Raw genomic sequence first — 19,099 nt, 5'->3', positions numbered from 1 at the left:
AATCTCCCTTGCTACAAATCTTTCTTAAGTCGAAACTCCCGAACAACTTCTGCTGGATCCCGATGCTCCCCATCCACGGCGTTGTTCATCGCTTGCATCTCTTCCGCAGTTATCTTGCCTGCAAGATCATCCAGAGCAACGCGCATTTGAGGCCAACGCCGCAATGCATCTTCCCTAACAAGAGGGACGGCTTCGTAAGGAGGGAAATAATGCCTGTCATCCTCCAGAATAGTCAAGCCAAAGGCACGAATAGGGCCATCTGTCGAATTTCCCGCCACGATATCGACTTGCTTTGCATTCAGTGCCCGGTAGAGCAAGCCCAGATCCATAACTCTTGGGATGCCGGTAAAGTGCAGACCGTACATGGCCTCCAGTCCACGTAAACCATCCGGACGTTCTTCAAACTCATAACCAACACCAAGACGCAACTGCGGAGCAATACTGGCGACCTCGCTCAAGGTGTGGACGTGAAACCGTTGCGCATCCGTCCCGCGCATAGCCATTGCAAACGTATTTTCAAATCCCAACGGTGCAGCAGCCAGGACCCCATAGCGCTCGCGATAAAGGCGGCGAACGATCTCCCGCGCCGCAACCCGGTCTTTTACCAGACGCTGCTTCAGAACGCCGGTCAGTGCAGTACCGGTGTATTCAACATAAGCATCGATGCGTCCTGAAATCAATGCCTGATGAGCAATGTAGCTACCGGCAAGATAGAAGCGCCTCTCAACCTTCAAGCCGGTTTTCGCTTCGAGGTGTTGCGCCAGCAACTCCCCCAAAATAACCTGCTCGGTGAAGTTCTTCGCTCCAATCACGGGGTAATTCGAGCGGGGAGGAGAACAGGCCGAAACGAACCCCAAGCAGCTCAACAGGAGGGCCGCACGGAGTAAGGTCTTCACAGCCTCCTCCGGCCCGGGACACGCAGTTTACGCTCCAGAAATCCGAGCATTCCATCGGCTATCAGTGCCAGACCAGCCGCCGGAACTGCACCGCTGAGCACCAGGCGATTATCTACCGAAGCCACTCCACGAAAAATCAGCTCACCCAGGCCACCAGCACCTACTGCAGCCGCTATCGTGGCAACGCCCACACAGATCACAGTTGCAGTCCGGATTCCAGCAAGGATTACGTCGGCAGCCAACGGCAATTCAACTTTCACGAGGCGCTGACTTCCTGTCATCCCCAGAGCCTGCGCCACCTCGACCACAACCGGATCGACACCACGAATGCCTACATACGTATTCCTCAATACCGGCAGTAATGCATAGGCAATCAAAGCAACGATGGCCAAGCGGGCAGCCCTATCTCCAAGCCAGGGTAAGGGAAGAAGAAAGCCGAACATGGCCAGACTCGGGATGGTCTGTAAAACATTGGCAAGGCCCAGGACCCAGCGAGCCCATTGCGGTCGCCGCGTTAGCCAGATTCCCGCCGGAATTCCAATACCTACGGCAAAGAACATCGCCCAGGCCGTAAGCCAAAGATGTTCAAGGGTCAACGTCAGAATTTCCCGCCAATGTTGAAGCAAAAAGTCTGTCATATCCGGCGGCTCCGCTGAAAAGCTTCGACATATTCGAGCACTTCAGGCTGATCGGAATGCAACATCTCGTCAGGAGCCAAGTCGGCGATGACACGTCCTGAATCTAGAAGCACAATGCGTTGCGCCAGTTGGAGGGCCTCATCGAGATCATGAGTAACAATCAGCACCGTTTTCCTCATTCGTTGCAGAAGATCGCGAAGCATTTGCTGCATCTCTGCCCTGGTCAGAGGATCCAATGCGCCAAAAGGCTCATCCATGAGCAATAAGGCTGGATCTGACGCCAGAGCTCTCGCTAGCCCCACACGCTGGCGTTGTCCGCCCGAAAGCTCATGTGGATGGCGTTTGGCAAAGCTTTGAGCATCCAGGCCAACCGAGATCAATAGCTGATGAGCACGAGCGATACGTTCGGCTTTTCCGATACCGGAAATCTCCAGAGCAGCCGCGGTATTGCGTTCGATGGTGAAATGAGGGAAAAGACCAGTCTCTTGAATGACATAGCCGATACGGCGACGTAACACGATGGGATCGTAGGCAATCGTTGGCTTGCTTTCGACCAGGACCTCTCCAGCTGTGGGATCAATCAGGCGGTTTACCAGACGCAACAGTGTCGTTTTGCCCGAACCACTACGCCCAAGCAAAGCAGTCGTGCTTCCTTTTTCCAGGCTGAGGGAGATGTTTTCAAGGATGCGGTGTCCGTTCGGAAGCTGCAAACCGACCGCGCGGAACTCGATGCCCGTCTCCGGCATAAGCCTCCAAAGACAAAGAGCCGGGTAGCTCCCGGCTCTTTTTTCAACAGCTTTCTTGCGGTCCTGTGCCTGGTCTAGACCTCGGGCTCAGGAGTAGTTGATGCGGAGGGGTCGGTCGACGGAATAGCTCCCTTCACGCGAACAACAACGATTTTGGAAAAACCCTCTTTGAAAGAGGGCGGCCTCAACCGGTCAGCCATCTTGTGCATGATCTCTTCGCTGACTGTCCGTTCCCGCCTTCTATTTCGTTCAAGGCATACTTCAAGAGGGACATCGAAGAAAACGGCTTGCACATCGTAGCCAAAGCTCTTCGCCATTTTGATCCACTGGCGGCGTTCATGCGGAGACAGATTGGTGGCATCGACATAATTCCACGGCATCTTTGCAATCAGCCTGGCGCGCAATAAAGAACGCAAAGTGGAAAAAACCAGCCCCTGATAACGCTGTTCGGTGATGTCGTCGAAAAGAATGCTGCGCAACATGTCACTGGACAACGGAGTAACGCCACGCCGTTTGAACCACGTCGTCTTGCCGGAGCCGGGTAAACCAATTGTTAACACCACATAGCCCTTTGGATTCCGTGCGGAAGGCACAGCTACCTGAGGCTCGGGTGGAGGTTGGGAAGGCGATTCCGGTTGTGTTTCCACAACCAGTTTGCCCTCAGTGGAGATAGGCTCAGTAATTTCGGGAGCTTCACCGGCAGAACCATCCGCGGCCACATCGCTCTCACGACCAACCGATTCCAGATCTTCGCCCAATACTTCTCCGGCAGGAGATTCCGGAGTGAGTTGGGTTTCCGTATCGACAGGTTCCTCTTCCGTAGAACCTGCTTCCAAATACGCTGGACTCAGCGGCTTGGGCTGATTTGCTGGTAACTCCTGTCCTATCTTGCCTGTGGACTCCGATTCATTCGGTCCACGCTTGGAACGTCGTCTCATTCGCTCGCGCATCCATTCGCGCATGCTTTCGATGTAACACACTCTTTGTGCCTGCCGCAAACCCTGTGCACCACATCACATACTGGAATCATCCAGAAAGGAGAAAATTCTCATAAGGCGAGCGTCTACCGAATGGCTATTCATTTTTCATTTTGAGACGCTTGACAAGAGTGTTAGCATCGCCTGTTTGGGTGGAGTCTGCGCAGGCAGGCTCTGGCTCTAACAATCTGCTTGATATAAAACGATTTACGCACTACTGAGGAGAAAACACGAACATGGCTGTCAAGGTTGGCATTAATGGTTTCGGCCGTATTGGCCGTAACGTTTTTCGCGCTGCACTAGGCAATCCTGAAATCGAATTCGTCGCCGTCAATGATCTCACCAGCCCCAAAACGCTGGCTCACCTGCTGAAGTACGACTCCATCCTTGGCAACCTGCCGAACGACATTTCGGCTGGAGATGACTTCATCACCGTTGATGGCAAGACAATCAAGGTCTTCGCTGAGAAGGATCCCGCCAAGCTGCCCTGGGCATCTGTAGGTGCACAGGTTGTTGTCGAGTCCACTGGCCGTTTCACCGACGCGACAGTTGCGAAGGCTCACCTCGGAACCACCGTCAAGAAGGTCATCATCTCGGCTCCTGCCAAGAATGAGGATCTCACCATCGTGCTCGGCGTAAACGACAACAAGTACGATCCCGCCAAGCACAACATCATTTCCAACGCATCTTGCACCACGAACTGCTTGGCCCCGGTTGCCAAGGTTCTGCAGGATACCTTCGGAATCGTCAGCGGCATCATGACCACCATCCACAGCTACACCAACGATCAGGTCATCCTGGACTTCCCGCACAAGGACCTGCGCCGCGCTCGCGCTGCAGCTCTGTCCATGATCCCGACCTCGACCGGTGCAGCCAAGGCTCTGAAGCTGGTCATCCCTGAGCTGAGCGGCAAGTTGGACGGCTTTGCTATCCGCGTCCCAACCCCGAACGTCTCGGTTGTCGACCTGACCTTCGTTCCTGAGAAGCCGGTCACCATCGAGTCGATCAATGCTGCCATGAAGGCTGCTTCCGAAGGCGCTCTGAAGGGCATCCTCGGCTATGACGACAACGAGCTGGTCTCCTCCGACTTCAAGGGCGACAAGCGCTCCTCGATCTTCGATGCTCCGTTGACCAAGGTTGTCGGGAACATGGCAAAGGTCGTCAGCTGGTATGACAACGAGTGGGGTTATTCCAACCGCGTTGTCGATCTGATTGGCTTCCTCGCGAAGAAGGGCCTCTAAAAGCCTTTTCACTTCTGGGCTATACAGGGAGAGAAATGCGAAGTGCGGGTTTTCTTAACGGAAAACCCGCGAGTAGCTAAGCGATCTTGTCAGCAGCGGAAGTGAAAACGCTCGATTCAAGCACGTCTGCTCTCCGCCTGGAGAGCAATTCACACTACTCCGGGCGGGAGAGCCGCCTTTTCCGTCCGGAGTAAATCTACATGGCAAAGCTTTCTATTCGTGATCTCGATTTAGCCAATAAGCGTGTCTTCATGCGCGTTGATTTCAACGTGCCTCTCACCGAAGACGGCTCTGAAATTACTGACGATAACCGTATTCGCGCTACTCTACCGACCATCAAGTATGCGCTTGAGCACAAGGCAAAGCTGATCCTCGCCTCTCACCTCGGTCGCCCCAAGGGCAAAGTCAATCCTAAGTACAGCCTGCGTCCGGTCGTCGATCGTCTGCGGCAGCTTCTGGACGAGCAGATGGGCAAGAAAATCAATGTCGCCTTCTCGCCCGATTGCATCGGCGATATCGCCAAGGAAACAGCTCATCAGCTCGAGTCCGGTCAGGTGCTGTTACTTGAGAATCTCCGCTTCCATGCCGAAGAGGAGAAGAACGATCCCGAGTTCGCCAAGCAGCTGGCTTCGATCTGCGACATCTACGTCAACGATGCTTTCGGCAGCGCACACCGCGCCCATGCTTCGACAGAAGGCATCACCCACTACGTCAAGCAGTCGGCTGCCGGTCTTCTGATGGAGAAGGAAATCACATATCTCGGAAAAGCTCTGGAAGCTCCCGAGAAGCCATTTGTCGCCATCCTCGGCGGCGCCAAGGTCTCCGACAAGATCCAGGTTATCGAAAACCTGCTGACCAAGGTCAACACCCTGATCATCGGCGGTGGTATGGCCTACACCTTCCTGAAGGCAAAGGGTCAGGAAGTCGGAAAGTCCCTGGTCGAAGAAGACAAGATCGATACCGCTCGTGAAGCCTTGAAGAAGGCCGAAGAGAAGGGCGTCAAGTTCCTGCTTCCTATCGACCACATCCTCGCCGACAAGTTTGCTGCCGATGCGGCAACTCAGGTCTTCGAGGGTACAGGTGCCTTCCCGGCTGATTGGATGGGCCTCGACATCGGACCGAAGTCTGTTGAGCTCTTCTCGAAGGAAGTAGCCGCAGCCAAGACCATTGTCTGGAATGGCCCAATGGGCGTCTTCGAGATGCCGGCCTTTGCCAAGGGAACCTTCAAGGTTGCCGAAGCTGTTGCCGCATCTTCCGCAATCTCGATCATCGGCGGCGGTGACTCGGTTTCGGCCGTCAAGAAGGCGGGCGTTGCTGACAGGGTCACCCACATCTCCACTGGCGGTGGCGCCAGCCTCGAATTCCTCGAAGGCAAACAGCTCCCCGGTGTTGTCGCATTGACTGACAAGTAGCCGAACATAACAGGGCAGAGCTCTCTCTGCCCTGCGCGGCTTCCCTCAAAAAAGAAAAGAGATATTCATGCGTAAAGCACTGATTGCTGCAAATTGGAAGATGTACAAGACACCGACCGAAGCCAAAGCCTTCGTCGATGCCTTTCTGCCTCTCGTTAAGGGTCACACCCGCGACGAGATCGCTCTGTTTCCTCCAGCCACTTCTTTAGCCATCGTTGTTCAGGCTACCCGCGGTTCCAACATCGCTGTTGGCTGCCAGAACATCCACTTCGCTGAAGAAGGTGCTTACACCGGTGAGACCGCAGCCGGAATGGTTACCGCTATCGGTGCTACCCACACCCTGATCGGACACTCGGAACGCCGCCAGTACTTTGGCGAAACTGACGAGATCGTCAACTCCAAGCTGAAGACCGCACTCAAGCATCATCTGATTCCGGTCGTCTGCATCGGTGAGGTTTTGGCAGAGCGTGAGGGCGGAAAAACCACTGAAGTTCTGACTGGCCAGATCACCAAGGGCCTGGCTGGAATCACCGCTGCGGAAGCAGCTCCGATCGTCATCGCCTACGAGCCTGTCTGGGCAATTGGAACCGGTAAAACTGCTACTCCGGAAATGGCGCAGGAAACTCACGCCGTCATCCGCGCTCAGGTTGCCAAGCTGTTGGGAGCCGAAGTTGCCGACAAGATGCGCATCCTCTATGGCGGCAGCGTCAAGCCCGAGAATGCCAAGGCTCTCCTCGGACAGCCCGACATCGACGGAGCTCTCGTTGGCGGCGCCAGCCTGAAGCCCGATAGCTTCTCCGGAATTGTGAAGTACTAAAAAACAGCTAAGAAGCGGGCGGCTATACAACGGGCAGCTAATAAGGCCCGGACAGCTGGTAAAGCGGACAGCAAAACCAGCATCGCTACGCTCCGGCTGACAATTCGTGAAACATAAACTGCGTAATTCTAAAAAGCCCACCTCGTCAGGTGGGCTTTCTTTATCTCTAGCAATCACCGTCCCAGAAGAACGGATATTTCAGCGAACAGCTGCCTCAATCTCAGAGCTATCCCTTCCACCCGCCCCCATCAGAACCAGAGACCGCTGTGCAAAGGGCGAATAGACAAGAAGTGCCGTACACGCCAGTGCCAGTCCGAAGTTGATGTGGTGCAAGAGCAGAAAGGGCGAAAGAGCCCAGAAGATATCGAGTGGCAGCATAAACGGCCAGATCTTCAGAAACTTCTCGCGAGACCTCGGAGCGTGGAAGAGTGCCGCTGAAATGACAAAAGCTCGAACTGGAATCAGAATCACAGCGGTCACAATCATGGCTGTCAGAATCTGCGCGCTCTTTGGAATCACCGATAAGAGATCTTCGATCTCCACAAGATTCGCCAGTGCCCCGATGTAAAAGGCCAAGTACATGAACTGCAGCAACAGGAAGAGAGTCTGCACTATCGAATAAGAAGCCTTGGGGAGTTCCTCCGGAGTAGCCAGAATCCGGCTCGTCAAACTCTCCGCTGGCTCCTCAGCGGGAGTTTCTTCGACCTCCACCAGCTGCGGAACAACCTCCGATTTTGCCACGTCCTTACCGGAGACAATTTGCTCCACGGGAGCCACGAATCGATATCCCCGTCGCGCCAGAGTTTCGACAAATCTTGGATTGTTTGCAGTATCACCCAAGGCTTCACGCAGACGATTGATCGCCGAATTCACCCCATGTTCGTAATCCACGAAGGTGCCATCAGGCCAGAGTTGCCGGGAAATCTCTTCACGCGTCAACAGCTCGCCGGGGCGCTCGAGAAGCATCAGTAATATCTGGAAGGGCTGCGTGTTTAGCTTTACGCGGATCCCCTTACGGCGAAGTTCCCCCGCGTTGGCATCTACCTCAAAAATCCCGAAGCGATACCGTCGATCTGGTTGTGGATCCGTCATCTTTTTGTTGTCCAGTTTATCCGATCACGGCAGGACTTCGCAAAGCACAACTTGATACAAGCCTTCTATTTACAGCAACTTACACCGTGATAAACATTCTTTCATAGATGAGGTTTCCTGCATTGCTTTGCAGCGCGCGAAACAGGAGTATGCGGTTATGACGAAGAACAAATTTCTAAATTCGAAAACACTCGTTGTTCTTTGCGGATTATTGCTGGCCTTGTCTGCACCAGGAAAGCTCAGGGGAGAGCCTTCCATTGCAGCGACTTCCGCCTTTAATTCCTATGCCAATACGGTAGAGTCCCGACTGGCCCAACAGCATAGGTCTCCTTCCAGCTTTCTTGGCACCGTGTCTGCATCCTCCGATATGGAAAGCCGCTTGAGGAGAGGGGGCCTAATTATTGAAAAGCTCACGCCAGCCGGTAGCGGAAATCCGCCGGGAGCAATGTTGCACCACTGGCGCGGTACAGCTTTTGTCCCGGGTGCAAAGGCCGCAAGCTTCGAGCACCTGATGAAGAATTTCGCCAGCTACCCTCAGTACTTTGCGCCACAGGTAGTGCAATCGAAAATCCTCATGCAACATGACAATCAATTTCAAGTCCTGATGCGTGTGCGGCAAAAGCACGTCATCACCGTCGTCATGGATACCACCTATGACGTCACCTTTGGACAGCTCGATGCACAACATGGCGATAGCGTCTCGCGTAGTACCCGGATCTCCGAGATCGATTCTCCGGGGACGAGCTCCGAACACGCTTTGAATCCGAGTGAGGAGCACGGATTCCTCTGGCGCTTGAATACCTACTGGAGCTACGAAGAACGCGACGGTGGACTCTATATGCAGATTGAATCGATCTCTCTCACCCGATCGATTCCCCACGGACTCGGCTGGGCAATAGGTCCGTTTGTCGAAAGTGTGCCGCGCGAATCTCTCGAGTTCACCCTACGCAGCACCTGCAATGCACTAAAGAAAGCGGCTTGATTGAGGAACGACCATGAACGCCAAAGTAACAACACTCAGCACAGGAGCATTTACAAATGCCAATCGTGTAAATCACTCGTTAACAGCCTCTATTGAAAAGCGAGCTTTGCAGTGGATGGCCGAACGCATGCCGCAGTGGGTCACTTCCGACCAACTGACCAGACTCGGGCTAGGTGCTCAAGTTGGGGCGGGGACTTTTTATGCCCTGTCGCGTTACAACCGCTATGCCCTGCTCCTGGTTATTCTCTGCCTGGCCCTCAACTGGTTCGGAGACAGCATGGACGGCACGCTAGCCCGTGTACGACGGCAGCAGCGCCCACGGTATGGGTTTTATGTAGACCACATGGTGGACATCTTTGGATCTGTTGCTTTGATGTGCGGACTCGGACTCTCGGGGTTTCTGCACTGGCAAACAGCAATTGCAATGCTAATCGCGTTCCTGCTGCTCTCGAGCGAGAGCTATCTGGCCACATATACCCTGTCGTGCTTTCAACTTTCGCAAGGTATCTTTGGCCCCACGGAAATTCGCATTCTGCTAATCATCGGGAACCTGGCACTCCTGCATAGTCCGTATTCAAACCTCTTTGGGCGTAGCTTCCTACTTTTCGATCTAGGCGGAACAATAGCGGCGATCTGCATGCTTGTAATGGCCGTTGTTGTCACCATCCGTCACACAGCACAGCTTTACAGGCAGGAGCCGTTACCGTGAGTCCACTTGTACGGTGGCTGAAATTCAATTTAGTAGGCGCCCTTGGAATGCTGCTGCAACTCGCGATACTCGCTCTTTTAAACCAATGGACAGAGGTGAATTACCTGCTCGCCACAGCAGTGGCAATCGAGCTCACGCTGTTGCATAACTTCGTATGGCACTTGCATTACACCTGGCGTGACCGGCAGCAGCATGTGTCTCAACGGCTTTCGCAGCTGATCCGGTTTCATCTCTCTAATGGCCTGGTATCGATGCTGGGAAATCTCGTGTTTATGCGAATCCTGGTCGAGGAGATGGAGGTTCCGGTTCTGATTTCAAGTTGTATTGCGATTCTCTTCTGCTCAATCGTGAATTTCTGGCTGGGCAATAATTGGGCCTTCGAGGTAAAGGCGTAAGGCCCCGGATGCGGAGGTCTCTGGGCTGCCGCATCTGGAATCCGCAATCGGGAGGATATTTATAGACCAGTAATATTTCGGCTAGTACATTATTACGATAGTTATCAAGCTTCCCCGGAGGGACATCATGCCTCTTCCTACAGACGAAAAAATTCTCGCTCTGAGCCAAGACCTTCTTCAGCAATTCGATAACATCTTCGGATTGCATCCAGGATTTCGCCCTGCCCATGCAAAGGGCATTCTGCTGACGGGCACCTTTACGCCATCTAAGCAGGCCGCGTCCATCACCCGTGCGCCACATCTTCAGCGTGAATCGACTCCCGTTACGATTCGCTTCTCCAATTCGACGGGATTGCCGCTTGTTCCGGACAACGATCCCAATGCGAATCCACGAGGTTTAGCAATTCGCTTTCAATTGGCGGAGCATGTCCATACGGACATCGTAAGCCACTCTACCGACGGATTCCCAACACGAACCGGTCAAGAGTTTCTGGAGCTTCTCCGCGCCATTGCCGCCAGCAGTTCCTCTACAGCATCGCCCTCCCCTGTCGAAGAATTTCTGGGCGCTCATCCCAAAGCTCTCCAATTTGTGCAAACACCAAAGCCCTTTCCCATAAGCTTTGCCACGGAAACCTACTTCGGTGTAACGGCAATGAAGTTCTTCAATAGCAATGGCGATAGCCGCTACGGACGCTACAGAATCCTTCCGGATGCAGGCAATGCTTATCTGAATTCGAATGAGATTGAGGGAAAGGATACGGATTATCTCTTCCAGGAAATCGAAGAAAGAATCGCCAAAGGACCGGTAAAATTCCGCATTCTTGTCCAATTGGCAAATGAAGAGGACACAGTCAACGACGCCACTGTCCATTGGCCCGAAGATCGGACATTGATTGAATTCGGCACAATCACACTTACAGATCTAGTATCCGAAGATGCTGCCGAACAACAGCACATTATCTTCGACCCAATCCCCCGTGTCGATGGCATCGAACCTTCCGAGGATCCGCTACTGGAGCTTCGTGCAGCCATCTATTTGATCAGTGGCCGCAGACGCCGCAAGGCCGCTCCAGCAGGACAAACAGTCGAAGCAATCGCCTCCTAGAGCCTTTCCCGCAAAGATGTAGCCCAATTCACAAAAGCTTATGCAGCTTTCCGCCAAAGAAAGCTGCACCTCTCTATACTTGGCGAGTCTATACCTATGCGGGAAATGCTCTAGAAAAATGCCCGCCAATATACGGCGGGCATTTCATCTCTGAATCTCGGAACTTCTTCCCTACATAGCCACCAACACATCGTCGCCTTCGACTTTCACCTCGTAGACCTTCACCTTTGCATTGGGATTATGAGCAGCAGCGCCGGTCTTGGCGTCGAAAGCCCAGGCATGCCAGGGACAGACGACCTTGCCATTCTCGATCGTTCCTTGTCCGAGCGGACCTTGGCGGTGAGGACAGAGATTGTCCATAGCAGTGATCTCGCCATCTACATTGGCCACACATACAGCAGCGGTACCGGCGCCAAATTCTTTTGCTGTGCCTGGTTCGGGAAGTTCAGACTTGCCGCAAATGCGAACGAACTCACTCATGATAGGTTTCGAGCCCTCTGGGGAAGAGATCCCTTTCGTATCATAAAGCGGAGTAGGTCAGCCCGGGGTACCATGGAGAGGATGAGCGACGAGAAGAACAAGGAAACCAAACCGACTGAAACCGGCCTCTGGTGTCCCCAATGCAGCAAACCGGTTTCCGATCCACTGGTCTGCGGCGACTGCTCTGCCGTGATTTGCCGAGTCTGCGGAACTCCGCTCGAAAATGCAGATGAATTGGCGTTTGGCTGATGAAGACGAAGACTGCAAGTAAAAAAGCCTCCCCATCTCGGCCAAAGGACTGGGTCGATCCACTAGCACCGAAGCAGCCGCTTGTCTCCGGACGATGGCTGATAAGGACCCTTCTACTTTCCGTCCTCGGCGCTGGAGTCTGTGCCTATCTGGCTCTCTGTCTGCTTTTTTGGCAAGGACAATGGCAGATTCTCTTTCACCCATCCCATTCCGTTCAAAGTAATCCGGGAAGCATCGGAATACCTTTCGACGCTATTCGTTTCAGCGCAACCGAAACCGGCGAACAACAGCTTTCCGGCTGGTGGGTGCCAGTCGATCCCGGTGCCCGTTATGCGAAAACCACGATTCTATTTCTGCACGACGGCTCCGGTACGATGAGCGATTCCCTGCCCTACGTCTCTCTAGTTCATGACCTCGGGGCCAATCTCTTCATCTTCGACTATCGAGGCTTTGGTCAGAGTAAAGATGTTCATCCAAGCGAAACTCGCCTGAAACAGGATGCAGACGCAGCGTTGAATTACCTTACAGGGATTCGGCATCTCCCGGTCAATGTCATTGTCCCTTACGGAAAAGGGTTAGGCGCTTTGCTGGCGGCAGATTTGGCCCTGGAGCATGCTGCACTTCCTGGAATCGTCCTCGACGATCCGGCGGCCCCGGCTCTGCAGCAAATCCAAGCTGATCCGCGTACAAAGCTTCTACCGCTTCGTTTGCTCTTCCATGATCGGTTTGAGATTGCTTCGAAAGTTGGGGAGTTGAAGACACCGAAGCTATTCTTGTCCGATCAAAGCGGAGACCAGCCTCCAGTCGGATATGCGAGGGCAGCCAGCCCCAAGACCGTCGTATATCTCAAGAGCCCGCTTGCACATGATCGAAACGCTCGCGAGGCTATCTCCAGGTTCCTGGGTGAGTGAGCACCTGAGTGCATCTCGATATTCCTAAAACACGAAATTTCAGATAGATGCGGCAAAGAAACAAAGGTTTCCCTTATCACTTTTAGGCTGACAAGGCGGAAGACCATGGCTCAATCCGATTTCAGGAACACATTCAACATTCCTCCCGCGCGAGTGATTCAATAAACGATTGAATACAGAAAAGTTACAAAAATCAAAGCTGTGGAAAACGCGGTGCAAATCTCCTACATTCAAACTCCGTTCAGGCTTGTAGCAGATTCAGAAAAAGCCGGGGTTCCAACTGCGAACCGGGAAAGGTCATTTCCAGATCCTGAGCCCCGAGCTGTTTATAGACAGCCTCTCCAAGGACCTGTCGAAAATCCGTAGTGATTGCCAGATCGCGGTTTTCATAGAGCTGTTCGGGAGCCAATCCTGGCCACTTGCCATAAACCTTTCCACCCTTAACCGGACCACCAAGAACGAACATTACGTTGGCATGCCCATGATCGGTTCCAGCCGTACCGTTTTGATGGACCGTTCGCCCGAACTCCGACATCGTAACCAGAACAACGTCGTCAGCCCTGTCCCCAAGATCATTCCAGAAAGCTGAAAGCCCCTGAGCAAAGTCTCTTAACCGATTGGCAAGCTGACCATTGGCGGCCCCCTGATTCTGATGAGTGTCCCAGCCGCCGATGTCGGCAAAGGCAGCTTCCACCCCCAGATCGGCCTTCAATAGCTGAGCAATCTGCTTCATGCTATTGCCAAACTCGCCCTTGGGATAATTGGCGTTCGCCGCCGGAACATAACGGCCAGGATCTGCGGAACGCAGCATCTTGACTGCTTCGAAGGTCTCTTGCCCGGTACCATGCAGAACCGTATTCACGGCACTGGCATACATCGATTGAAATCCATCGGAAACAGTCTGATTCGGATTTCGCCCTCCGACAGAAAAATCCTGCAAATTGCCCATAGCAATGGCTGGAATTTTGCCTTGCAGCGTACGCGGCAACTGAGATCCCAGTGCTACAGCACGAAAAGCCGTCTCCTGTTGCTTCTTCCTTCTATCCTCAGCCTGCAGCGCCCGGTTCAGCCAGCCATCCTGGGTCAGCTTGACTCCCGGAGTTCCACTCTCCATAAAGTCCTGAGCATCGAAGTGAGAACGCGTTGTGTCCGGAGAACCCGAAGCATGCACCACGGCGAGATGCTTTTGATCCCATAGAGCTTTGAGAGGCTGTAACGCCGGGTGGAATCCGAAAAAACCGTCCAGATCGAGAACCTGATTCTTCTGAATTGCAATCGTAGGACGAACGGCATAGTACTGGCTTTCGGCATAGGGGACCACCACATTCAGCCCGTCTGCAGCACCCCGCTGGAAGACTACAACCAATTTTTTTCGCTGCGCTCCGGCAGCAGTGGCTTGAGCTAGAACGGAACGAATCAGGAACCCAGGCACAGTAGCGGTGCCCACAAGAGCCAAAGCACCGTTCTTAAGAAAAACACGACGATTGATGGACATATTCCTCTCCGGCAAAAACATTGGGGAAAACCGGGAGTACAACCCGACGCAAAAACTGGCTGCAACAGCTCCAGGTCAGTATGTCCTTTCAAACTCCGGCGAGCGACCGAAGTTGCGGAATGCGCCTGTTCTGCAGAAAACAAAGCCCAGGGTGATACACTCGGCCCATGCAGCAAGGGTTTTTTCTCACATTTGAAGGTCTGGATGGTTCCGGCAAAACGACACAAATCAAAAAATTGGCCTCATGGCTGGAATCCCAGGGAGAACACCCTTTAGTGATGCGCCAACCGGGAGGCACCCCGATTGGCGACCGCATCCGTGAATTGGTACTCGATTCCAAGACGAAAAACCCCGCTCCGATGACCGAATTGGGGTTGATGTTCTCCGACCGGGCGCAAGCCGTTAAGGAAATCATCGAGCCGACGCTGAGCCAGGGGCGAATCGTTGTTTGCGACCGCTTTACCGATTCCAGCGAGGCTTACCAGGGCGGTGGACGGGAATTAGGCAGTGAGGTCGTTCTAGCCCTGCATAAGATCCTTTGCGGAGGACTTCAACCCGACCTGACGATATTGCTGATCTCCGACTTCCAGGCATCCTTGGCGCGTGCCCGGCGCCGCAATGCCCGGACTGAAGCCTCAGGAAAAGATGAGGGCCGTTTCGAGAAGGAACGGGATGCCTTCTATCAGCGAGTCTTCGACAAATACCAGGAAATCGCCCGGCGTGAGCCCTCACGGGTAGTTGTGGTCGACGGAAATGGCTCTATCGAGGCGATTCACGAGCAAATCGTAGCAATTGTGGCCAAACGCCTCGGGGATCGAGTCTCGCTTTCCACAACAAGTCGCTAGACCCACCGCAAAAGTTGTTCCCATCGAAGCTCAATCTGATAGCCTCAGCCTGTGGGGTTTCAAGAGTTTTTAGGAAACGATTCGACGGTTCAACACCTGCGCGAAAGCATTCGTGCGGAACGCATACCGCAGGCACTCATACTTGCTGGGCCCAGAGGAGCAGGCAAATATACCCTGGCTCTCATGTTTGCTCAAGCAATCAATTGCCTTGAGCGACCAACGGCAGAAGATGGCTTACCCGACTTTTGCGGTCACTGTGAGAATTGCACTCGTATCGCGGCATCTCAGAATCTGGAAGAGCGAGTCGATGAAGCTGTAGCCGCGCGCGAAGAGATGCGCGAGACCGACAAAAAGGAAACTCGCATCCTCATCCAGACGCATCCGGATTTGCTGGTCATTCCTCCAGATCCACCGCAACTGATGATCAAGCTGGGTCAGGTGAGAACCGTCATTCACGCGGCCTACTATCGTCCTCCTACCGAGGGACGCCGCGCTATTTATCTCTTCACCAGCACAGCTTTCATGAAGGAAGCGGCCAACTCGATTCTAAAGGTCCTGGAAGAACCACCGGCAAACACAACCATCATCCTGCTGGCCGAGAATCCCGGAGAGCTGTTGCCCACAATCCGTTCTCGAGCGCTGATCTATCGTCTGGGAGCAATTCCAACCGAAGTATTGGAATCGTTGCTACAAGAGAAACGGAAGGAATGGAAACCGGCACAGCGGTCACTCGTCGCACGTTTGGCACAAGGAGCCGTGGGACGGGCACTAGGCTTTAATCTCGATGGATATTTGACGGGGCGTCAGGACGCTTTGACTTTCCTGCGTAACTCGCTGGTCAATTCTGATTACTCAACACTCTTCCGTATGACTGAGACCTATCGCGGAGGAGCAGAAGGCCAGGAGAAAACAGTAAACCTGCTTCGTACCATGGGAGTACTGCTGGAAGATCTGCTGCTCATTCAAGCAGGAACGCCCGCTCTGGCTCGTAATATCGACATCTTGCCGGAACTGACAAAGTTTGCAGATAGCATTTCTCTGAAGTGGATTGAAAATGCCGCAACCAGCCTGTCTCAAGTAGAAAGTGGCATGCGCCGCAACTTACTTCGTCCACTCAGCCTGGATGCATTTGCTGTCGATCTATCCAGGGGCTCGGAAGCAATCTCCCGATAAGCTCAAAACACACTTGTTGTCAGAACAAAAAGTATCTGGTCATGGCTTCAGTGATGACGAAAAAGCTGTGAATAAAGATCAGAACATTCACTGAACTCATCTCGATGTAAAAAGAAAGGGCTACATCGCAAGAATGCAGCCCTTTCTTTTGTGATCTTATTTTCTTTCTTATCTCGAGGACTCTTCCCGTAGCTGCACTTTTCCCAAAATGCCGGAAGGCAGTGGCTGCATTCCCTGTACATCTTGAGGCACAAACCGCTCGCCATACCGGCTGTTAAGCAGTCGATAGTCGGTAAGAGAACGGCCTGACCATCCATTGATTGCCGTGTTTGCTACACGAATCTCGATGTGATTGCGGCCGGGCTTTAGCAACGACGCAACCTCTAACTGGAAAGGCGGATGCCAAATATAGCCAGCCTGCTTCCCGTTGATCAGCACTACCGCGGCTTCACGTACCGGACTTTCCAAATCAGCATGAGTTCCAGGCTTGTTCGTATTGACGATGGGAAGAGGATTTCCTTCGCCGAAATCGAGCAGCACACGACCCGGTATCTTCTTCAGATCGAAGTCCCGCTCGTAAGCAACTTCTCCGGAGTAATACTGAGTAGCTGTATCGTCTGACCAGGATTTCAGTTCATGCATCGTTTCGGTCTTTCCAGTACTTGGAAAACGCACCTGCCAGTCTTGACTCAGGTCGGCGAAGACGGCTCCTGGAATTTCAGCGATGGCTGGCTTCTTTGAAGAAGGAGCCTCTTCATGGAAGACCACAACCGTAGATTCGTAAGGCGCAAGGTGTAATCCAATATGTTGCGGATTGAGTTGCGAACTCTCCCCGGAGAATGAATTCCACACCTCTGCCGTCTTATGCTTCGTACGGAAGCTCACCTGAGTATCAATCGTTTCGTTACCGGTATTTGCCACAAAGTAGATATCCGTATCGGCAATTTTGCGATGAATGAAACCAATCGCGGAAGAAGGCTTACTCAGAAGCATGTCCGGAACCAGAGCCTTCTTGAGAACGGCACCTAGTTCTTTTTCATCCTGCACATAAAGACCTTTGCCTTCACCATGGAAAAGGCTTTGCGACAAGGTATGAATAGCGGAGGAATCCCCCTGATCCTTAAGTCCGGGAGCATGTTCGGGCAACCGGCCTACGGCAACGATTTTGCCTCCTCCTTGGACATACTTTTCCATCTTCCGATAAGTAGAGAGCGAGAGACGATCAACATTTGGCAAAACCAGCACGGGATAACGAATCCCCAACTTCTCGATTGCCTGCGCATCAATGAAGTCAAAGTTATAACCCGCATCGAGGATACTGGCTGCCAGCTCGGGCGTAACGAAATTATGCATCCTCTCTGTAATCGATGCCTTCCCTGGTTGAAAATCCGCGAAGGCATCGTCTGTCGGCACCAGGATAGCTATATCATTCGCGGCTTCTCCTTGCCGCAGGAGCCAGCTCATGCGGTGGAGATAACGGGTTATATCCGGCATGACGCTAAACCATGGGTTGTGATCATTGAAAGAAGCCGCGGCGTACAGTGCCCATCCAGGTTCCAAGGCCGACGCCGGAGAATAGGGCCATCCATGACCGACGATCTGATTTACTCCCTCTAGAAACATCTTGTCCGCTTCTTGCTTCATATCGAGAGGCGTGGCTCTAAAAGAAGGCGAATGCAACCAGGTCCAGGTCTCGGCGGAAGTTACCGGGCGCCCGTAGACATGACTCGCAGAGGTTGCCCAGCGAGTAAAGGAGAACGATCTCCACTGTGGCCCTTCCCCTTCGGGCAGATCGACTAGATTATTGCTGGATTCTGTAACAGCAGGAATTCCATAGGTCTGGGAGCGGAAACGCGTCTGATGCTGATGTGCCCATTCCGTAATGGGAGCCAGATAATTCTCGTTAATCAGCTCTGCGAGGGTTAGTCCCCAATCACGACGAATGGCTTTAGCTTCCGGTCCGGCACCCGAATACAACACAGGCAGGTAGGGGAGAATGTCATATCCACGCCGCTTCTGGAACTCGGCAGGGAAAGTGCTTGTCCAATCGGAACCAAAGACCTCAAGGCTATCACTGAAGACTGCATAAGGCGGTTTATCGCCGAACGCTTGCATCAGCCGGTCACCGACAATCTTCAGATGATTATCAATAGCACCGCGATCGAAATGATCCAGGACAAAACCGTCGGCACCTGCAGCCGGACGCTTCACCATTTGTCCCGTGCGGCTCGATACAAAGAAAAGAATCTCTTCTCCACTCGAAGCCGGTGCTGTGAGAGTGAGCCGTTGCTCTCTGGCCGAGGGCAGTGGCAGTCGCTGCGCAGTTGAGGCATCGAAGGCTTTTCCCTGGCCCTGAGCACGAAAAGCAGCGAGCAACGCCTCTCCGCTTCCAATACTCGGTAGCAGAACAGAATTGGAACCGGCAATAGCCGGAATGGCAACTAGCCGCAGCTGACTGGCAGCTTGAGTCACTGGAACATGTGAACCACCATAGGGCCAGCCGCTCGCGAGCGTAAGGTCCACTCGCATCCCCTGTTCTTTAGCCTTCTGATTCACAAAGCGCACATCGTCGATGAACTCGTCCGAAAGATAAGGAACATTGTGAAATCCTGTATTCGGATCATCCAGAGCAAGCGGATATACCGGCTGAATTTCAAAGCCGCCGATCCCAACCGACTTCATCTTCAGAATCTCGCGTTCGAGTTCTGTCTTTTCTACTCCAGGTCCAAACCACCACCACCGCATCATGATGCGTGAGTCGTCCGGTGGCTGCTGAAAGGACTTAAGCAAGTTGACAACACTTCCCTTTTCGGACGCCTGCCCATATACAAAACCTGCACTTAATCCGGAGAAGAGAAGCCCAGCACAAACAGCTCTCCAGATAGTTCTGGAGAGCCGGGAAGATACCATTGCAGAAATATTTGTATTCATCTCAG

18 protein-coding genes are annotated in these 19,099 nt (G+C 53.2%); 10 read left to right on the top strand and 8 right to left on the bottom strand.

Annotated elements, in window-relative coordinates:
- Positions 1-11 precede the first annotated feature (11 nt).
- The 4 genes from AC6I7T_RS21635 to AC6I7T_RS21620 form a co-directional block, all read right to left on the bottom strand.
- Positions 12-896, bottom strand: coding sequence for a glycine betaine ABC transporter substrate-binding protein (locus AC6I7T_RS21635; RefSeq protein ID WP_497789729.1), 885 nt, complete (start codon positions 894-896; stop codon positions 12-14).
- Positions 893-1,534: an ABC transporter permease gene (locus tag AC6I7T_RS21630; protein WP_497789727.1), complete on the bottom strand. Its 642-nt coding sequence runs from the start codon at positions 1,532-1,534 to the stop codon at positions 893-895. Before AC6I7T_RS21630 ends, AC6I7T_RS21635 begins: the two co-directional genes overlap by 4 nt.
- The gene (locus tag AC6I7T_RS21625) at positions 1,531-2,280 is read right to left on the bottom strand and encodes an ATP-binding cassette domain-containing protein (protein ID WP_497789726.1); all 750 of its coding nucleotides are present in this window, start codon (positions 2,278-2,280) and stop codon (positions 1,531-1,533) included. Before AC6I7T_RS21625 ends, AC6I7T_RS21630 begins: the two co-directional genes overlap by 4 nt.
- A 74-nt stretch (positions 2,281-2,354) precedes the next feature.
- Complete coding sequence (locus tag AC6I7T_RS21620; protein WP_497789725.1) at positions 2,355-3,218, bottom strand: AAA family ATPase; 864 nt, start codon at positions 3,216-3,218, stop codon at positions 2,355-2,357.
- Between the two features lie 275 nt (positions 3,219-3,493).
- Here AC6I7T_RS21620 and gap point away from each other — a divergent pair, with 275 nt between their 5' ends.
- The 3 genes from gap (at position 3,494) to tpiA (ending at position 6,727) form a co-directional block, all read left to right on the top strand.
- Positions 3,494-4,498, top strand: a complete 1,005-nt coding sequence (gene gap, locus AC6I7T_RS21615) for a type I glyceraldehyde-3-phosphate dehydrogenase (protein ID WP_497789724.1) — start codon at positions 3,494-3,496, stop codon at positions 4,496-4,498.
- Positions 4,499-4,698: 200 nt separating this feature from the next.
- Complete coding sequence (locus AC6I7T_RS21610) at positions 4,699-5,910, top strand: phosphoglycerate kinase (RefSeq protein WP_497789722.1); 1,212 nt, start codon at positions 4,699-4,701, stop codon at positions 5,908-5,910.
- A 67-nt stretch (positions 5,911-5,977) separates the two neighbouring features.
- On the top strand, positions 5,978-6,727 hold the full coding sequence (gene tpiA / locus AC6I7T_RS21605) for a triose-phosphate isomerase (protein ID WP_497789721.1): 750 nt from the start codon (positions 5,978-5,980) through the stop codon (positions 6,725-6,727).
- Between the two features lie 198 nt (positions 6,728-6,925).
- Here the strand turns inward: tpiA and AC6I7T_RS21600 are convergent, their stop codons facing one another.
- Entirely contained in the window at positions 6,926-7,819 is an 894-nt protein-coding gene (locus AC6I7T_RS21600) for a winged helix-turn-helix domain-containing protein (protein ID WP_497789719.1), read from the bottom strand.
- Between the two features lie 157 nt (positions 7,820-7,976).
- Between AC6I7T_RS21600 and AC6I7T_RS21595 the strand changes: the two genes are divergently transcribed.
- The 4 genes from AC6I7T_RS21595 (at position 7,977) to AC6I7T_RS21580 (ending at position 11,010) form a co-directional block, all read left to right on the top strand.
- Positions 7,977-8,801, top strand: a complete 825-nt coding sequence (locus tag AC6I7T_RS21595; protein WP_497789718.1) for a hypothetical protein — start codon at positions 7,977-7,979, stop codon at positions 8,799-8,801.
- Positions 8,802-8,814: 13 nt separating this feature from the next.
- Positions 8,815-9,510 carry a CDP-alcohol phosphatidyltransferase family protein gene (locus AC6I7T_RS21590; RefSeq protein WP_497789717.1) on the top strand — a complete coding sequence of 232 codons (696 nt, stop codon included), beginning with the start codon at positions 8,815-8,817 and terminating at the stop codon, positions 9,508-9,510.
- A complete protein-coding gene (locus tag AC6I7T_RS21585; protein WP_497789716.1) occupies positions 9,507-9,905 on the top strand; it encodes a GtrA family protein in 399 nt (132 codons plus the stop codon). Before AC6I7T_RS21590 ends, AC6I7T_RS21585 begins: the two co-directional genes overlap by 4 nt.
- Positions 9,906-10,032: 127 nt before the next feature.
- The gene (locus tag AC6I7T_RS21580) at positions 10,033-11,010 is read left to right on the top strand and encodes a catalase family peroxidase (protein WP_497789715.1); all 978 of its coding nucleotides are present in this window, start codon (positions 10,033-10,035) and stop codon (positions 11,008-11,010) included.
- A gap of 171 nt (positions 11,011-11,181) precedes the next feature.
- On the opposite strand, the gene AC6I7T_RS21575 is transcribed toward AC6I7T_RS21580, so the two are convergent.
- The gene (locus tag AC6I7T_RS21575; RefSeq protein WP_497789713.1) at positions 11,182-11,490 is read right to left on the bottom strand and encodes a Rieske (2Fe-2S) protein; all 309 of its coding nucleotides are present in this window, start codon (positions 11,488-11,490) and stop codon (positions 11,182-11,184) included.
- 248 nt (positions 11,491-11,738) lie between these two features.
- On the opposite strand from AC6I7T_RS21575, the gene AC6I7T_RS21570 reads away from it, so the two are divergent.
- Positions 11,739-12,650 (top strand): alpha/beta hydrolase, encoded by a 912-nt coding sequence (locus tag AC6I7T_RS21570; RefSeq protein ID WP_497789712.1) that lies wholly within the window; start codon positions 11,739-11,741, stop codon positions 12,648-12,650.
- A 241-nt stretch (positions 12,651-12,891) separates the two neighbouring features.
- On the opposite strand, the gene AC6I7T_RS21565 is transcribed toward AC6I7T_RS21570, so the two are convergent.
- Positions 12,892-14,145 (bottom strand): DUF1501 domain-containing protein, encoded by a 1,254-nt coding sequence (locus tag AC6I7T_RS21565; RefSeq protein WP_497789710.1) that lies wholly within the window; start codon positions 14,143-14,145, stop codon positions 12,892-12,894.
- Positions 14,146-14,312: 167 nt separating this feature from the next.
- Between AC6I7T_RS21565 and tmk the strand changes: the two genes are divergently transcribed.
- On the top strand, positions 14,313-14,990 hold the full coding sequence (gene tmk, locus AC6I7T_RS21560; RefSeq protein WP_497789709.1) for a dTMP kinase: 678 nt from the start codon (positions 14,313-14,315) through the stop codon (positions 14,988-14,990).
- 51 nt (positions 14,991-15,041) lie between these two features.
- Positions 15,042-16,163: a DNA polymerase III subunit gene (locus tag AC6I7T_RS21555; RefSeq protein ID WP_497789707.1), complete on the top strand. Its 1,122-nt coding sequence runs from the start codon at positions 15,042-15,044 to the stop codon at positions 16,161-16,163.
- Between the two features lie 168 nt (positions 16,164-16,331).
- On the opposite strand, the gene AC6I7T_RS21550 is transcribed toward AC6I7T_RS21555, so the two are convergent.
- Positions 16,332-19,094 (bottom strand): glycosyl hydrolase, encoded by a 2,763-nt coding sequence (locus AC6I7T_RS21550; protein ID WP_497789706.1) that lies wholly within the window; start codon positions 19,092-19,094, stop codon positions 16,332-16,334.
- Between the last annotated feature and the right edge of the window lie 5 nt (positions 19,095-19,099).

It is taken from the genome of Humiphilus diazotrophicus, from assembly GCF_059726315.1.
This window is presented reverse-complemented; position numbering and strand designations above follow the sequence as displayed.

Coding starts and splice junctions, on each gene's coding strand:
- AC6I7T_RS21630 (WP_497789727.1), bottom strand. CDS start 1,534: ATGACAGACTTTTTGCTTCAACATTGGCGGGAAATTCTGACGTTGACC.
- AC6I7T_RS21625 (WP_497789726.1), bottom strand. CDS start 2,280: ATGCCGGAGACGGGCATCGAGTTCCGCGCGGTCGGTTTGCAGCTTCCG.
- AC6I7T_RS21620 (WP_497789725.1), bottom strand. CDS start 3,218: ATGAGACGACGTTCCAAGCGTGGACCGAATGAATCGGAGTCCACAGGC.
- gap (WP_497789724.1), top strand. CDS start 3,494: ATGGCTGTCAAGGTTGGCATTAATGGTTTCGGCCGTATTGGCCGTAAC.
- AC6I7T_RS21610 (WP_497789722.1), top strand. CDS start 4,699: ATGGCAAAGCTTTCTATTCGTGATCTCGATTTAGCCAATAAGCGTGTC.
- tpiA (WP_497789721.1), top strand. CDS start 5,978: ATGCGTAAAGCACTGATTGCTGCAAATTGGAAGATGTACAAGACACCG.
- AC6I7T_RS21600 (WP_497789719.1), bottom strand. CDS start 7,819: ATGACGGATCCACAACCAGATCGACGGTATCGCTTCGGGATTTTTGAG.
- AC6I7T_RS21595 (WP_497789718.1), top strand. CDS start 7,977: ATGACGAAGAACAAATTTCTAAATTCGAAAACACTCGTTGTTCTTTGC.
- AC6I7T_RS21590 (WP_497789717.1), top strand. CDS start 8,815: ATGAACGCCAAAGTAACAACACTCAGCACAGGAGCATTTACAAATGCC.
- AC6I7T_RS21580 (WP_497789715.1), top strand. CDS start 10,033: ATGCCTCTTCCTACAGACGAAAAAATTCTCGCTCTGAGCCAAGACCTT.
- AC6I7T_RS21575 (WP_497789713.1), bottom strand. CDS start 11,490: ATGAGTGAGTTCGTTCGCATTTGCGGCAAGTCTGAACTTCCCGAACCA.
- AC6I7T_RS21570 (WP_497789712.1), top strand. CDS start 11,739: ATGAAGACGAAGACTGCAAGTAAAAAAGCCTCCCCATCTCGGCCAAAG.
- AC6I7T_RS21565 (WP_497789710.1), bottom strand. CDS start 14,145: ATGTCCATCAATCGTCGTGTTTTTCTTAAGAACGGTGCTTTGGCTCTT.
- tmk (WP_497789709.1), top strand. CDS start 14,313: ATGCAGCAAGGGTTTTTTCTCACATTTGAAGGTCTGGATGGTTCCGGC.
- AC6I7T_RS21550 (WP_497789706.1), bottom strand. CDS start 19,094: ATGAATACAAATATTTCTGCAATGGTATCTTCCCGGCTCTCCAGAACT.